The sequence below is a fragment of the Sorangium sp. So ce176 genome (assembly GCF_051519835.1).
GTDB classification, from domain to species: domain Bacteria; phylum Myxococcota_A; class Polyangia; order Polyangiales; family Polyangiaceae; genus Sorangium; species Sorangium cellulosum_G.
Genome location: NZ_CP150371.1, coordinates 11,738,343 through 11,753,245, shown reverse-complemented (window position 1 = coordinate 11,753,245; position 14,903 = coordinate 11,738,343). Strand labels below are relative to the sequence as shown.

General features: G+C 75.2%; 9 protein-coding genes. 7 read left to right on the top strand and 2 right to left on the bottom strand.

Going from position 1 to position 14,903, the window contains the following annotated elements:
• The first annotated feature begins 161 nt into the window (after nucleotides 1–161).
• From WMF42_RS44390 to WMF42_RS44375, 4 genes are all read left to right on the top strand, one after another.
• A complete protein-coding gene (locus WMF42_RS44390) occupies nucleotides 162–1,448 on the top strand; it encodes a GNAT family N-acetyltransferase (protein ID WP_437689320.1) in 1,287 nt (428 codons plus the stop codon).
• A 77-nt stretch (nucleotides 1,449–1,525) separates the two neighbouring features.
• Entirely contained in the window at nucleotides 1,526–4,384 is a 2,859-nt protein-coding gene (locus WMF42_RS44385) for a DUF4175 family protein (protein ID WP_437689318.1), read from the top strand.
• Nucleotides 4,381–5,949 carry a hypothetical protein gene (locus WMF42_RS44380; protein WP_437689316.1) on the top strand — a complete coding sequence of 523 codons (1,569 nt, stop codon included), beginning with the start codon at nucleotides 4,381–4,383 and terminating at the stop codon, nucleotides 5,947–5,949. Before WMF42_RS44385 ends, WMF42_RS44380 begins: the two co-directional genes overlap by 4 nt.
• A gap of 127 nt (nucleotides 5,950–6,076) precedes the next feature.
• Entirely contained in the window at nucleotides 6,077–6,673 is a 597-nt protein-coding gene (locus WMF42_RS44375; RefSeq protein ID WP_061607965.1) for a hypothetical protein, read from the top strand.
• A gap of 87 nt (nucleotides 6,674–6,760) precedes the next feature.
• Here WMF42_RS44375 and WMF42_RS44370 read toward each other — a convergent pair whose 3' ends face one another.
• Nucleotides 6,761–8,242, bottom strand: coding sequence for a sigma-54-dependent Fis family transcriptional regulator (locus WMF42_RS44370; protein WP_199693655.1), 1,482 nt, complete (start codon nucleotides 8,240–8,242; stop codon nucleotides 6,761–6,763).
• 56 nt (nucleotides 8,243–8,298) lie between these two features.
• Nucleotides 8,299–9,141: an MBL fold metallo-hydrolase gene (locus WMF42_RS44365; RefSeq protein WP_061607967.1), complete on the bottom strand. Its 843-nt coding sequence runs from the start codon at nucleotides 9,139–9,141 to the stop codon at nucleotides 8,299–8,301.
• Nucleotides 9,142–9,695: 554 nt separating this feature from the next.
• Between WMF42_RS44365 and asd the strand changes: the two genes are divergently transcribed.
• The 3 genes from asd (at nucleotide 9,696) to WMF42_RS44350 (ending at nucleotide 14,857) form a co-directional block, all read left to right on the top strand.
• Nucleotides 9,696–10,421, top strand: a complete 726-nt coding sequence (gene asd / locus WMF42_RS44360) for an archaetidylserine decarboxylase (protein WP_233561430.1) — start codon at nucleotides 9,696–9,698, stop codon at nucleotides 10,419–10,421.
• Between the two features lie 179 nt (nucleotides 10,422–10,600).
• Entirely contained in the window at nucleotides 10,601–12,781 is a 2,181-nt protein-coding gene (locus tag WMF42_RS44355) for a methyltransferase domain-containing protein (protein ID WP_437689313.1), read from the top strand.
• Between the two features lie 21 nt (nucleotides 12,782–12,802).
• Nucleotides 12,803–14,857, top strand: a complete 2,055-nt coding sequence (locus WMF42_RS44350) for an FAD-binding oxidoreductase (RefSeq protein WP_061607970.1) — start codon at nucleotides 12,803–12,805, stop codon at nucleotides 14,855–14,857.
• The last annotated feature ends 46 nt before the right edge of the window (nucleotides 14,858–14,903 follow it).

Genomic DNA, 14,903 nt, shown 5'->3' with positions numbered 1-14,903 from the left:
CGCGCTCGCGCCGTCGCCGCGCCGGCCTCGCTGCGCGCGCCTTCACGTCCCGAGCAGCGCCGGAGAAGCGCGCGCCGGGCGCGATTGACGCCCTCGTCGCCTTCGGCCATGAGGGGCCCCGGCGCGCCCGCTCGGCCGCGCCAGGAGAGCGCACCGGAACCATGGAAAAGGTCTACAGCGCCGCCCGCATCCAGCCGGAGGAGCACAGGGACGTCCTCGTGCAGCTCTGGAGAGAGAACCTCGCCCACGGCGAGGTATCCCAGGAGTTCGCGGAGCGCCGGATGCGCTGGTTCCAGGAGCAGAACCCGGCCGGCCCCCCTCGGACCTGGATGGGTTTTCACGGCCCCGAGCGCGAGATCATCGGCAGCGGCTCGTTCTACCCGCGCGACCTCTATGTCAGCGGGCGCAAGCTGAAGGCCGGCATCCTCGGCGACTTCGGCGTGACCCGGGCGCACCGCATCGCCGGCGCCGCGATGACCATCCAGCGCGAGCTCGCGAGGGGTTGCCGCGACGCCGGGGTCGACTTCCTGTACGGCTTCCCCAACAAGGCCTCATTCCCGATCTTCCAGCGCGCCGGTTACAAGAAGATCGCCGACTCCATCATCTGGGTCCGGCCCCTCATGGCCGCGTACAAGCTGCATGAGCTCGCGGCCTCGTCGGCCGGCGAGCAGCGCAGCACGGTGGGCGCCGTGGTGCAGCGGGTCGCCGAGCGGGCCGCCTCGGCGGTCCCTCACCCTCGCTGGCGCGCGCTCTGGGAGGCGTCGGAGCCGGCCGCCCCGCCCGCCCCGCTCACGCAGGCGCTGTCGACGGCCGCCGAGCGGTTCGTCCAGCGGGCGACGGTGAAACCGGACAACGCCCTGGTCCGGGTCGCGGGGCGCGCGCTCGACGCCTCGATGGCGGTCAAGGACACCGCGGTGCTGCTCGCGAAGGGGCGCCGGGTGCGCACCGAGCTCGTGGACGCCGCCGATCACCGCTTCGACGAGCTGTGGTCGCGCGCGAGGCCCTCGCCGATCGTCGGCGAGCGGAGCGCCCAGTTCCTGAACTGGCGCTACGCGCAGATCGGCGCCGCCCGCTACCGCTTCTTCTGCATGCTCGACAGGCACGACGGGCGGCTGCTCGGCTACGCCGTCTACTCGGTGCGGAACAACAAGGTCGAGCTGACCGACATGTTCTGCGAGGACGACGGCCCCCTGCTCGACGCCCTGCTCCTCGAGTTCTGCCAGGCGATGCGGCGCGAGGGGCACGTCTCCGTGGGCATGCTCCTGGTGACCCCTCCCGCCTTCAACGCGCGCCTCCGCGCGCTCGGCTTCTTCTCCCGCCCGCACCCCCCGAGCGTCGGCTCGCGGTGGCTTGTCGTACACCTCGACCCGAGCTTCCCGGAAGAGCTGCGGCGCGTGCTGCTCGACCCGAACAGCTGGTTCATGACCGACGGCGAGCTCGACGTCTGATCGCCGGGGCGCCCCGCCCCACGGCGGACCCCACCGATCCGCTGGACCCCCTGCTTCCGCCGATTACCCTTGCCTCCATGGATAACGAGGCGCCCGCCCTGTCCATCGCGCGGCTGCGCTCCATCTGGGATGCGGAGGTGGGCCCCTCCGCGCGGCGCGCCCTCACCGCGGCGGCCTTCGCGGGGCTGTTCGGCGCGGCGCACGTCGCGCGCGTCGGCTCTCCCCTCGCCCGCGCGCTCGCCGGGGCCGGCCTCGCCCTGCTGCTCGCGGCGATCGTCGCGCGGGCGATCGTCGCGCGGCGACGGCGCGGCGACGCCCGGCGCACGGTGCGCGAGATCATCGGCCGCACGGACGAGGCGCTCGGCGCCGCCACCCAGAGGGCGCTCGCGCTCGTGGATCGCGCCGCCGTCGACGATCGCGTCGGCTCGCCGGAGCTCGCGGGCCTGCACCTCAGGCGGCTGCTCGGCCGCGCCTCGCACCCGCGCATCGCCGCGCGCGCGCGGCAGGCGGCGGCGCGGTGGGCGAGCGCGGGCCTCGCGCTCGGCGTGGCGGCGCTCGCGGCCGCCGCGATCGAGCCGTCGCGCGTCGTCGAGGGGCTCGACGTCCTGGCCGCCCGCGGCGGCGAGGCGCCGCTCGATCTGCCGTGGCTCGAGGACATCGAGATGACGGCCACCCCGCCCGAGTACCTGCACGAGGGCACCGAGGTGCTCCTGCCGTTCGCGACGACGATGCAGCCCCGCGGGACCGTGATCACGATGCGCGGGCGCCCGATCCGCGGGGGCCGCGCGCTCGTGCTGACCGACGGCGCCGCCGACGTCCCGTTCGTCGACGACGGCAAGGGCGGCGTGATCGCCCGCTGGACGCTCGGCGGCTCGACGACCCTGCAGGCCGCCGCGCGCTTCGGGCAGGTGCGCGTCCGGCAGGCCGACGCGCAGCGCGTCGTGTCGATCCCGGACGACGCGCCGCGCGTCACGCTCGAGGGGGCCCCGCGCACGGTGAAGCTCCTCGACGAGCCCAGCATCCCGCTCCGCTACGAGGTCACCGACGATCACGGCCTGCGCGAGGTCGATCTCGTCCTGCGCGCGGGCGCCAGGGAGGAGCGGCGGGTGCTCTCGCGGCCGGCGGGGGACGCGAAGGTCGACCGCGGGGGCTACGAGCTCAGGGCGCGCGACCCCTTCTTCCGCAGGACGTACGTGCCCATCGAGGTGCGGATCGAGGCGCGGGACAACGACCCCATCGAGGGCCCGAAGTGGGGCCGGAGCGAGGCGATCCTGATCGTGCCGCCGCAGGTGGGCGAGCCCGAGGCGCTGCGCTACGTCGCGCTCGTGAAGGCGCGCGACGCCCTGACCGACCTGCTCGCCGACCGCATCGGCCAGAAGGCGCCGGACGCGGGCGGCGCCGCGGCGCACGCGGCGCACGAGGTCGAGGCGCAGGCGACCGCGAAGGCGGCGGTCGAGCGGGCGCTCGACGCCGATTACGGCGGCATCCGGGCGCGCGGGCGCATCGCGTCGCTCGCCCGAGGCCAGCTCGCCAGGCTCGACGAGGCGCTCGCCGCCGAGCGGCGGTCGACCACGCGCGCGGCGCACCAGAAGCTGCTCGACGAGACCGAGGGCGTGCTGCTCGCGTTCGACGCGGGCCTGCGCGGCCTCGGGTACCGCGACGCCCAGGCCGTCGCGCGGCGGCTCGCCGACGTCGCGGACGAGGCCGCCGCGGCCGCGGAGCTCCTCGGCAACGGCGATCGCGGCCACGGCGAGGCGCGCCTTGGGGCGGCGGTCACAGTGCTGGGCGGCGGGGGGGTCGAGCTAAGCAAGCTCGGCGAGCTCGGCCTCGACCTCGGCGAGATCGTCGCGAACGACCTGCGCAGGATCGCGCGCGCGCGCGGCGCCGGCGACTGGATGCACGCCGAGCTCGCGGCGCGCGACCTCGCGGCGCGGCTCAGGCGGCCGGAGCCATCGTTCGGCGGCGGCGGCCGCGGCGGGGTCGAGTCCGGGGCGCCGCGCGGCGGGCCGGAGCCCGGAGACGCCTCGAGCGCCGACGAGAGCGTGGCGCAGAGCGAGCGCGATCTCGAGGAGCTCGCGCGCGATCACGCCGCCGAGATGAACGCGGTCGCCGAGGAGCTCGAGCGCGCGTCGCGGCCCGAGGACGTGGAGGCGCTCCGCGAGGAGGCGAAGCGGCACGCCGAGGCGATCCGCGAGGCGGTGCGGGATCTGCCGCAGCCCGGCGCGGCGCCGGGATCGGCCGAGTCGGCCGCCGCGGCGGGCAGGGAGCAGGCCGAGGCGATGGCCGGCGCGCTGGAGCAGGGCCGCCCCGAGGACGCGGTCCAGAGCGGCCAGGGCGCGATGCGCTCGCTCGGCGAGGCGAAGCGGCTCGGGTCGCAGGGCCGCGGCTTCTTCCCCGAGGAGCGGGCCGGCCGCGAGGCCGCCGAGGCGCAGCAGGCGCTCGCCGAGGAGCTGGCGTGGGCCGAGGAGGCGCTGCGCAAGCTGCGGCAGGCCGCGTCGGAGCGGGCGCGGGAGGGCCTCGGGAGGTCGAGCCAGCGCGAGGGCTCGCTCGCCGATCGCGCGCGCGATCTCCGCAAGCGGGGCGAGCGCGGCGACAGCCGCATGCCGGAGGAGGTGCTCGATCGCCTCGACGAGGCCGAGCAGGCGATGCGCGACGCGCAGCGCGCCCTGTCCGAGGGGGACGGCGAGCAGGGCAGCGAGCGGCAGCGCGACGCGCAGCGGCTGCTCGAGATGTCGCGCAGCGAAGATCAGGGCCAGGAGGGCGACGGCGATCCGGACGGGGACAGGGACATGGCGAGGAAGGCCGACATCCCGGACAAGGACAAGCACAAGGGCCCCGAGGAGTTCCGGCGGCGCGTGCTCGAGGGGCTCGGGAGCGCGTCGGAGCCGCGGCTGAGAGAGGCGGTCAAGCGTTACGCGGAGGGGCTGTTGAAATGAGGCGCATCGGTGGTGCAGCGGGCCCGGCCAGGGCGCCGCGGACGGCGGCTGTCGCGAGGCGCGGCCTCAGGGCGGTGATCCTCGCCGCGCTCGCGATGGCGGCGGCGCCGGCGTCCGGCCGCCTGTCGATCGGCGATCTCGATCGCGCGACGCGGGCGCGGGCGGCGATCCTGGAGATCGACGTCCCCGCGGCGCGGGACATCCTGAAGGACGCGGATCCGGCGGACCCCTCGCTCGCGCTCGAGCGCGGCCGGCTCGCCATCTACGAGGGCGACTGCGACGCCGCCTCGGCGATCCTCGCGCGCCCCGACCTCGCGGCGACGGCGGAGGGCGCGGCGCTCGGCGACATCGCGCGCGGCTGCGCGCGCGCCACCGCCGCCACGGTCGTCGTGAACGACGAGGCGCGCGGCGTCTGGGTCAGGCTCCAGGACGACGACGATCGCGCGCTCGTGCCGCTCCTCGTCGAGGTCGCGGCGAAGACGCGCGACGTGCTCGCGAAGGACCTCGGCGTCGAGCTGCTGCGGCCGCTGCGGATCGACCTCGTCCGGGATCAGTTCACACTCTCCGCGATGACGGGCCTGCCCGAGGACGCGGCGCGGACGACGGGGACCGTCGCCATCGCCAAGTGGGGGCGGGTGACGATGCTCTCCCCGCGCGCGACGCCGAACGGCTATCCGTGGCTGGACACGCTCGCGCACGAGATCACGCACCTCGCGCTCTCGCGCGGCACGCGCGACAACGCCCCGCTGTGGCTGCAGGAGGGCGTGGCCAAGCGCGAGGAGGTCCGCTGGCGCGAGCCCGACCCGCTGGACGACGTGCCGTCCCCGGACGCCATCGCCTGGCTGGGCATCCAGAAGGGCCTCGGGCGCCCGCTCGACAAGATCGGCCCCTCGATCGCGATGCTCCCGAGCGCGGAGGAGGCGGCGATCGTGTTCGCCGAGGTGGCGAGCTTCATCCGCTACTGGACGAAGGAGGCGGGCGACACGGCGCTGCCGCAGCTCCTGGTCCGGCTCAAGGCGGCGAGCAGCGACGCGGACCTCGAGCGGGCGATCGAGGAGATCTCCGGGGCGGATCTCGCGGCCTGGGACAAGCGATGGCGCGCCTACCTCGCCACCGTGCCGGCCGACGTGCCGCCCGATCTCGCGCCGGGCGGGGACATGCCCCACCGGCAGGAGGTCGGCAAGCGGGTGCGGCTCGGGCAGCTCCTCCACGATCGCGGCCACTACGCCGCGGCCGCGGTCCAGCACGCGCGCGCGCAGGCGCTCGCCCCGCACGAGCCGGCGGTGCGCTGCTTCCTCGCCGCCTCCCTGCTGGCCTCGGGCGAGCGCGCCAGCGCCGCGCCGCTCGTCGAGCGGGTCGAGGACGTGAACAGCCGCCACGGCCGGTGGTGGTCGCTGCACGGGTCGCTCCACGGCGGCCCCGACGCGGACCGCGCCTTCTCGGCCGGCACCGCGCTCGACCCGCTGAGCCCCGAGGTGGCCTGCGAGGAGAAGCTGCCCCCCGAGCTCCCCGGCGATCCCGTTCGCTCGGCGCTCTGTGAGGCCGCTCGCCGCAGGGCGCGCTAGACGCGAAAAAAGACCGCGACCCGAGGAAATAGCGCGCCTGAGCGCAATGCCACGCCCGCGCCGGTTTTTGCGCGAGCGTGCCCGCGCCGGCTTCGTGGCGCAGGACCGCGCCTCTACGGTACGCGCGATGCCGAACGCCGCCCGCATCGCCTTGATGGTCGCGCTGGGCCTCGCCCTGCCGGCACGGGCGTCCGCCGACGACCCGCAGAGCGCCATGTGGCCGGAGGTGTATTGCGAGTTCAGCGCCTCCTCCCTGCTGGCGTTCGGCCTGATGCCCGTGGCGGGCCTCGGCCTCTCGTCCACGATCGCGCTCCGCTGGTTCGACGGCTCCTTCTCGATCGAGTCGCGCGCGTTCAAGGCGTTGAGCAGCAGCAACGCCCCGCCCCTCGGGGAGAGGAGCAGCGCCGGGCTCGGGGCCGCCTCGATCTGCCGGCACCAGGAGACGATCTTCCTGTGCCAGGTCCTCCAGATCGGGGCGATCGGCACGCCCATCCCGCCGGACGTGAAGCTGTCCGGCCCCCATTCTCCCTGGATCGTCACCGTCGGCGGGCGTGGCGGCACCGACTGGCGCATCTCTCGGCACCTCCACCTCCGCGGCTTCCTCGAGCTGCACGTCGTCGCGATGCGCCCTGTCGTGAAGATCGGCAACTTCTCGCAGGATCAGACCGCTTATCTCGCCGCGCTCGCCGGGCTCGGCCTGACGGTGCCCGTGGACACGGAGTGACCGAGGCGTCGCGCGCGCTGGCCGCGCCCGCGCGCCGCCGCCTGCAGGCCTCCGCGAGCCGCGAGCGTCCTCCGGAGGCCCGCCGCGTCAACCCTTCGCCCGGAGCGCGCGCGCCAGGGTGTTCCTGCCGACGCCGAGCCGCTTTGCCGCTTCCGTCTTGTTCCCCTCGCAGGCCCGGACCATCGCCTCGACGTAGCGCCGCGTCACCTCGTCGAGGGTGAGGCCGAGCGGCAGCGCGACGCGCTCGTCGCCCTCGAGCGTCGCGGCGGCGGGCGGCGGCGCCCCCTCGCGGCGCCGCGACGGCAGGTGCCCCACGGTGATGCGGCCGTCCGGCGCGAGGGCGATGGCGCTCTCGACCCAGTGCTCGAGCTCGCGCACGTTGCCCGGCCACGTGTGCGCGCGGATGTGGCGGAGCGCCTCCGGATCGAACCGCGGCGCGGGCCTGCCGTACCTCGTCGCGTAGACGTCCGCGAAGTGGCGCGCCAGCGTCTCGACGTCCTCGGGGCCGCGCTCGCGCAGGGCCGGCAGGTCGATCTCGACGACGCGCGCGCGGTAGTAGAGGTCCTCCCGGAAGCGGCCCTCGGCGACCGCGCGCTCGAGATCGCAGTGCGTGGCGCACACGACGCGCACGTCGGCGCGGAGCGTCTGGCGGCCGCCGACGCGCTCGAACGACCGATCCTGCAGGAAGCGGAGCAGCTTGCCCTGGATGTCGAGCGGCAGGTCCCCGAGCTCGTCCAGGAAGAGCGTACCGCCCTCCGCGAGCTCGACCTTGCCCGGCACACGGCGATCGGCGCCGGTGAACGCCCCGCGCTCGTGGCCGAACAGCTCGCTCTCGACGAGCTGCGCCGGCAGGGTCGTGCAGTCGACCGTGACGAAGGGCCTCGTCTGGCGCCGCGAGTTCACGTGGATCGCCCGCGCGAACAGGCTCTTGCCGGTGCCGGTCTCGCCGCGGAGCAGCACGGTCGCGTCGGTCTGGGCCGCGAGCTGGACCTTCTCGTACACCGCGCCGAGCCGCTCGCTGCGGCCGACGATCCGGTTGAAGGGCCCCTGCAGCACGACCCCCGGCCCGCCGCCCTCGGCGGCGCGGAGCGTCGTCAGCGCGAGCGCGCGGGCGAGCTGCGTCGCGAGCGCGACGAGGTAGCGCTCGTCCTCCTCGTCGAAGGGCGCCCCCGCGCGGTTCAGGAGCTGGACGACGCCGCGGACGGGCGCGGCGCCGTCCTCGCGGATGGGCGCGACGAGCATCGAGCGCGTCGTGTAGCCCGTCGCCCGGTCGGCGGACGGATCGAAGCGCGGGTCGCGCGGGGCGTCATCGACGCGCACGACCTCCCCGGTCCTGGCGACGTGCCCCGCGATGCCGCGCTCGAGCGGCTGCCGGAGCGTGGGGAGCTCGGGCAGGAGGGCGACGCGCGTCACGAGGTCGCCGCGCTCTGCGTCCACGAGCCAGATCGTCGCGCGGTCGGCGCGGAGCGCCTTCGCGAGCCGCTCGCACGCCGTGCCGAGGAGGGCGTCGAAGTCGACCTCCCGGGCGAGGAGGGAGGCGAGATCGACGAGCAGCGAGAGGCGCGACATGGATAGCGGAGCAGTATCCAGCATAGAGGGCGCCGCCCTTGTCGTCACCCGCGTCATCACGCGGCCCGCGCGACGGCCTCGACGTCGATGCAGAGCCCCTCGCGCGCGGCGACCGACGCGGGGAAGAGCTCGCGCGAGAGGCGCTCGATCTCGGCGACCCCCGCGTCCGTCCGCTGCGGGTCGTGGTGGAAGAGGACGAGCTTGTGCGCGCCGCACGCCCTCGCGATCTCGGCCCCCGCGACGTACGTCGAGTGCCCCCAGCCGGCCCGCGAGCGGCCACCGTCGCCGCGGTACTCCTCCGGCGTGTACTGCGCGTCATAGATGAGCACGTCGGCGCCGTCTGCGAGCGCGCGCAGCGCCGGATCGACGCAGGCGTAGTGCTCGGTGTCGGTCGCGTAGACGACGCTGCGCCCCCCGTGCTCGACGCGGTAGGCGAGCACGCCGCCCGGGTGGTTCAGCTTGGCGATCCGCACGTGGACCTCGCCCACGTCGAACGCCTCGCCGGGCCGCGCCTCGCGCAGGGCGATCTGCGCGCCCAGCTCGTCCAGCCGGACCGGGAAGCTCGGCGCCGCCATCTGCGTCGCGAGCGCGTCGCGGAGGCTCCCGACCCCGTGCGCGCTGCCCACGATCGACAGCCTCGAGCTCGGCAGGTACGCCGGCACGAAGAACGGCAGCCCCTGGATGTGATCCCAGTGCAGGTGCGAGAGCAGCACCGTCGCCTCGACAGGCCCCTCCCGCAGCAGCGCGTCCCCGAGCTTGCGCGCGCCTGTCCCCGCGTCGAGGATGATCCGCGACGCTCCGCAGCGGACCTCCACGCAGCTCGTGTTTCCGCCCACCGACGCCGTCTCCGGCCCGGGCGATGCGATGCTCCCGCGGACTCCCCAGAACCTGATCTCCATCGCTGTGTCCTGCCTCCTGAGGGGCTCTTCAGCGAGCGGCGTGCCAGGACGTATGCGCTTGAAACTGCTCCGTTTTTCTGCTGCGCTCGCCAGGGTCGATCGAAGTTGCAGCGCGCGGTCCGGATCGGCGCTTCAGAATGGAGCGCGCGGCCGGGGCGGCCTGCTCGCGCGCGCCCCCCGCATTTGCGCGGAGCGGCGCTTCGCGGTTGACGCGCTCGCACCGACGTGGAGAAACGTCGATCGCGGGGGACGGCCTGGCGATGCGCGACGGGGATCGCGCTGTGCGTCGCGCGTCGCGTCAAGGCTGAGCTCCTCCGCTGGATGGGGGATCGCGCCGCGCGGAGGTTCGGTTGACCCGAGCGTTGACCCAGGTCCTTCCCGAGGCCTAGCATTCCTGCACCGCTCTCTTTCCCGCATTGATAACGCCGCTCCGCACAATGACCGTTGCCACCTACGCCGCCGCACAGCTGTTGCGGGTGCTTCCGCGAGAGCGCATTACCCGGGCCGTTGGCCGCCTCTGCGACGCCAGAGCACCCGCCGCCGTCTTGAACGCGGTGGTCAAGCTCTACGCGCGCGCGTACCGCGTCGACATGGACGCGGCCGAGGTCCTGACGAGCCCTTACGAGAGCTTCGACGCGTTCTTCACGCGCAAGCTCCGCGAGGGGATGCGCCCTGTCTGCTCCGATCCCGGAGCCATCACCAGCCCTGCCGACGGCCGGATCGCCGCGATCGGCCCCGTGACCGAAGGTGGGCGCCTGCTCATCAAGGGACAGCCCTACCGGGTGGAGGACCTCGTGGGCGACCCCGCGGAGGCCACCCGGTACGACGGCGGGCAGTTCGCTGTCGTCTACCTGTCGCCCCGCGACTACCACCGGGTCCACTCGCCGATCGCCGGCCAGATCAGCGTCATCCGCTCGATGCCGGGGGAGCTCTTCCCGGTGAACTCGATCGGCGAGCGCCACGTGCCGGGCCTCTTCGCGCGCAACCGGCGCGTCGCCATCGTGATCGACACCGAGCGCCAGGGGCGCGTGACGGTCGTGATGGTGGGCGCGATGATCGTCGGACGGATCACGGTGAGCGCCGTCGACGGGCGCGACGTGCCGCTCGGCGTGCACGCGATCACGCCAGCCCTCCCGGTCCGGTGTGGCGAGGAGATCGGCAAGTTCCACCTCGGCTCCACGGCGGTCATGTTCGTGGAGCGCGGGGCGGCGCCCCCCTGGAGCAGGGCTCCCGGGCCGATCCTCTACGGTGAGCCGCTCGACGGGGGGGGCGAGCAATGACGAGCGAGCGGCCGCGCAACCCCCTGGCTGCGTCCGCCCAGGAAGGCGGCGCCTCCGGAGAAGCCGGCGGCGCGCCTCTGCCGGGCGAGGCAGGGAGCGCGGCCGCATCCGCGCCGCACGGAGAGAAGGGCGCGTTCCCGGGGCGCTCGTCCCCTCCGCGGCCCGAGCGCGCGCCCAGCGTGCGCCCGCAGAGCGCGACGGCGACGCCGTTGCCGCGCCTCGATGTCGTCGCGAGCGTGGCCGACGGCGGCTCCGGCGGGCAGCCCTCGGAGATCCCGGATCTCGACCTCGATCCGCGCATCGCCGGGCCCCCCACGGAGCGCTCGCGGCACGGCACCCCCCTGCCGGCGAGCCCCGGCGCGAGGCGGGCCTGGCAATCGCTGGCCGCGGAGGTGGAGCGGACCGGCGAGGTCGAGCGCGGCGACAGCGCGAAGGTCGCGCGGCGCCGCTCGCGCCGGCTCGTGAACCTGCCCGGAGACGCGCCGCAGCACGGCGACGATCCGGCCGCCCCGCACGGCGACACGGCGACAGCGCGCCCGCGCGCGCTCCAGGACGCGCAGGACGACGACGGCTGGCTGGACGTCGCGGCGAGGCCCCCCAGCGAGCCGACGCTCGAGGAGCCCAGGCCCGCCGGCAAGCCGTCGTCCATGCCGCCGCCGAACCAGGCGGCGGAGCTTGTCGCGCCCCGGGCGGTCCCGCGCCCGTCGCCGAAGTCGTCGAGCAGCGTGCCGCCGATGCCGACGCCCGGCGGGTTCATCATCGATCCGGACTCGGTCGCGGTGATCCGGCCGCTCCAGATCCTCAGCATCGAGTCGAACTTGCCGCCGGTCAGCTCGACGCCCGAGCCCCCTCTCCCGCCGCCGGTGGACGAGCCGGCCAAGCCGCCGCAGGAGGAGTCCGCCAAGCCGCCGCTGCTGACCGAGCCGACCGAGCACGAGTGGCCGCCGCTCCAGTTCAGGGTCCGGTCCGAGCTCCCGACAGTGCTCGGGCTGGAGGCGTTCCAGGACAGCGTGTCCGAGGGCCCGCCGACCTCCCGCGACGCGACCGACGCCCCCGTCGAGCCTCCGAGGCCGAGGGCCGTGTCGGCGCCGGAGATCGAGGCGCGCGTCCTGGACTGGCCGCCGGGGTCGGGCGGGGACGAGCTCGCGGAGGTCGAGCCGGAGCCCGAGCTGGTCGACGAGGCGAAGCCCGAGCTGCCGAGCGCCTCGCCCGCGGACGGCGAGGGCGCGCAGGGAGGGGCCGACGCGACGCGCAGCACCTTGCCGCCGAAGAGCAGCGAGATCGAGCTGGAGGAGGTCGAGCCCGAGCGCGACGCGGAGGCGGCCGAGCAGAGCCTCGCCGCCCGGGGCGACGCGCAGGCGCAGCAACCCAAGAAGCCGCCGCCACCGCCGCCGCCGCCGCCCCTACCGCCGCGGCGCCCGCGCGCGATGGCCTCGCCCGATCTCGCGACGTACACGAGCTCGGTCCCACCCCCGCCCGTCTCCGTGGCGCCCCCGCCGCCGGCCGCCGAGCCGCCGGTCGCCGCGCGGCCGGCCGCCCCCGCCGCGCCGTCTGCGGCGAGGCAGGTCGAGATCGACCCGAGCTCCGGCCCGTTGACCGAGCCCGCCGCGCGCCGGAAGCGCCCGTGGTGGGAAGAGCTCTTCGGCGACGACTTCGTCCGCACGCTCGACAAGATCGACGCGAAGGTGGTTCGCCGCGAGGTCGACTTCATCGAGGAGCGGCTCGGCGTCGAGAAGGGCGCGGTGATCCTCGACCTCGCGTGCGGCCCGGGCAGCCACGCGATCGAGATCGCGAGCCGCGGCTACAGCGTGGTCGGCTACGACCTGTCGCTGGCCATGCTCGCCCGCGCCGCCGACGACGCGCAGGACCGCGGCCAGAAGCTGAACTTCCTCCAGGGCGACATGCGCGAGATGACGTTCGAGGAGACCTTCGACGGCGTCTACTGCTGGTCGACGAGCTTCGGCTACTTCGACGACGAGAAGAACGCCGACGTGCTCGCCCGCATCCGCCGCGCCCTCCGCGCGGGCGGCATGCTCCTGCTCGACATCGTGAACCGCGACTACGTCGCCTCCCGCCAGCCGAGCCTGGTCTGGTTCGAGGGCGACGGCTGCGTCTGCATGGATGAGATGCAGGTGGACTTCTTCACGAGCCGCCTCCGGGTGAAGCGCACCGTGATGTTCGAGGACGGCCGCTCGCGCGAGATCGACTACTCGATCCGCCTCTACGGGCTGCACGAGCTCGGCAAGATGCTGCACGAGGCGGGCTTCAAGGTCACCGAGGTGACCGGCCACCCCTCGCACCCGGGCGTCTTCTTCGGCTCCGAGTCGCCGCGGCTCATCATCCTTGCCGAGCGGAGCTGAGGCGCTAGGGCCTCCTGACGCATGAGCTTCGAGGCCGCGATCGCGCGCGCGCTGCCGGGCATCCCGCGCAGCACCTCCCCCGTCGACCAGATCGCCTACGCCCGCGATCTCTGGCCGCGGCACCACCTCGCCGTGACCGAGGGCCGCATCGCCGAGCACCGGCCCGGCATGATCGTGTGGCCGGCGTCCACGGAGGAGGTCGCCCAGGTGGTGCGCTTCTGCGCGGACGAGGGGCTCCCGCTCGTGCCGTACGGCGCGGGCTCGGGCGTGTGCGGCGGCGTCTTGCCGGACGACCGCACGGTCGTGCTCGACCTCAAGCGGCTCTCCCGCCGCCGCGCGATCGACCGGCAGGGCCCCTCGGTCGAGATCGAGGCCGGCGCGCTCGGCATCCGATTCGAGGAGGAGCTCAACGCCGAGGGATTCACGCTGGGCCACTTCCCTTCGTCGATCCTCTGCTCGACGGTGGGCGGCTGGGTCGCGGCGCGCAGCGCCGGCCAGTGCTCGGGGCGCTACGGCAAGATCGAGGACATGGTCGCCTCGCTCGAGTGCGTCGTCGGCCGCGGCGAGATCGTCCGCCTCGATCGGCGCACCCACGGCCCGGATCTGACGCCGCTCCTCATCGGCAGCGAGGGCGTGCTCGGGGTGGTCACCGCCGCGACGCTCAGGTTGCACCCTGCCCCGCCGGCGCGCGCGTTTGCCGCCTTCTCATTTCCCTCCCTGGAGGCCGGGTGGGACGCGATGCGGGAGATGTTCCAGGCCGGCCTGCGCCCGGCGGTCTCGCGGCTCTACGATCCGTTCGACTCGTTCATGGCGCGGCTGGGCGCGGTGCGCCGGCAGCGCGCGAACGCCGGCGCCGACGACGAGCCCACCGAGGGCGCGGCCGCGCGGCCGCACAGCGCGCGCGGCCCCGGGGCAGGCGCCGCCGTGCTGCGCGGCCTGCTGCGCGCGCCGGGGCTCCTCAACCAGGTCGTCGACGCCGTCGGGTCGCGCGTGCTCCGCGGCGCGACGCTCATCCTCATCTTCGAGGGCACCGCGCGCGCGAGCGCGGAGGATCTCGCCCGCGCGTCGGCGATCGCCGAGCGCGCCGGGGCCAGGTCGCTCGGCGAGGAGCCGGCGCGCCACTGGCTCGCGCACCGCTACAGCGTGAGCTACCGCCAGGCGCCCGTCTTCATGGCCGGCGCGTTCAGCGACACCATGGAGGTCGCCGCGCCGTGGTCGCGCCTCGGCGCGCTCTACCGCGCGGTGCGCGGGGCGCTCGGGCGGCACGTGTTCGTGATGGCCCACCTGTCCCACGCCTATCCGGACGGCTGCAGCATCTACTTCACCTTCGCCGGCAGCGCGCCGAGCGTCGCGGCGGCCGAGGCGAAGTACGACGCGGCCTGGCGGGCGGCCCTCGACGCCGCGATCGACGCCGGCGGCACGCTCTCGCACCACCACGGCGTCGGCCGCAGCAAGGCGCCTCGCCTCGGCGCCGAGCTCGGCCTCGGCGCCGACGTCGTCCGCGCGCTCCGCGGCGTCTTCGACCCTGCCGGCATCATGAACCCGGGCAACCTGCTCCCGCGCGAGGCCGCCTCCGCGGCGCGCCGGCCGGCGCCGCCGCCGCCCGCGTCGCCCGCGCTCGACCGCGACGCCCTCCTCGTGCACGCCGCCGGCGCCGCGCGCCTCGGCGACGTCGAGCGCGCGCTCGAGCCGCTCGGCCTCACGCTGGCGCTCGACGGCGACGCCGCCCCGCTCGAGCTCACGATCGACGCCTGGATCGCGGCGGGCGCCCCGGGCGCCCCGGATCCGTGGAGCGATCCTGTCGATCACCTGGTCGCCGGCTTCACCGCGCGGCTCGCGTCGGGCGCCGAGCTCACGGTGCGGCCCGCCCCGCGGCGCGCGGTGGGTCCGGACCTCTTCTCCCTGTTCCTCGGCGTGAAGGGGCGCGTCGGCGAGATCACCTCCGTGCACCTGCGCGCCCACGGCGCGTCGCGGCCCCGCGCGCTCCCGACCTCGCTGCCGCGGCAGCCGCCGCTCGGCGACGCCGAGGCGGCGTGGCTCGACGCGGTGGTGAACGCCGCGCGCGCCGTGCGCTGACCGCGCCTGCGCTGCGCGCGCGGCCGAGATCCCGCTCGGCCGGATG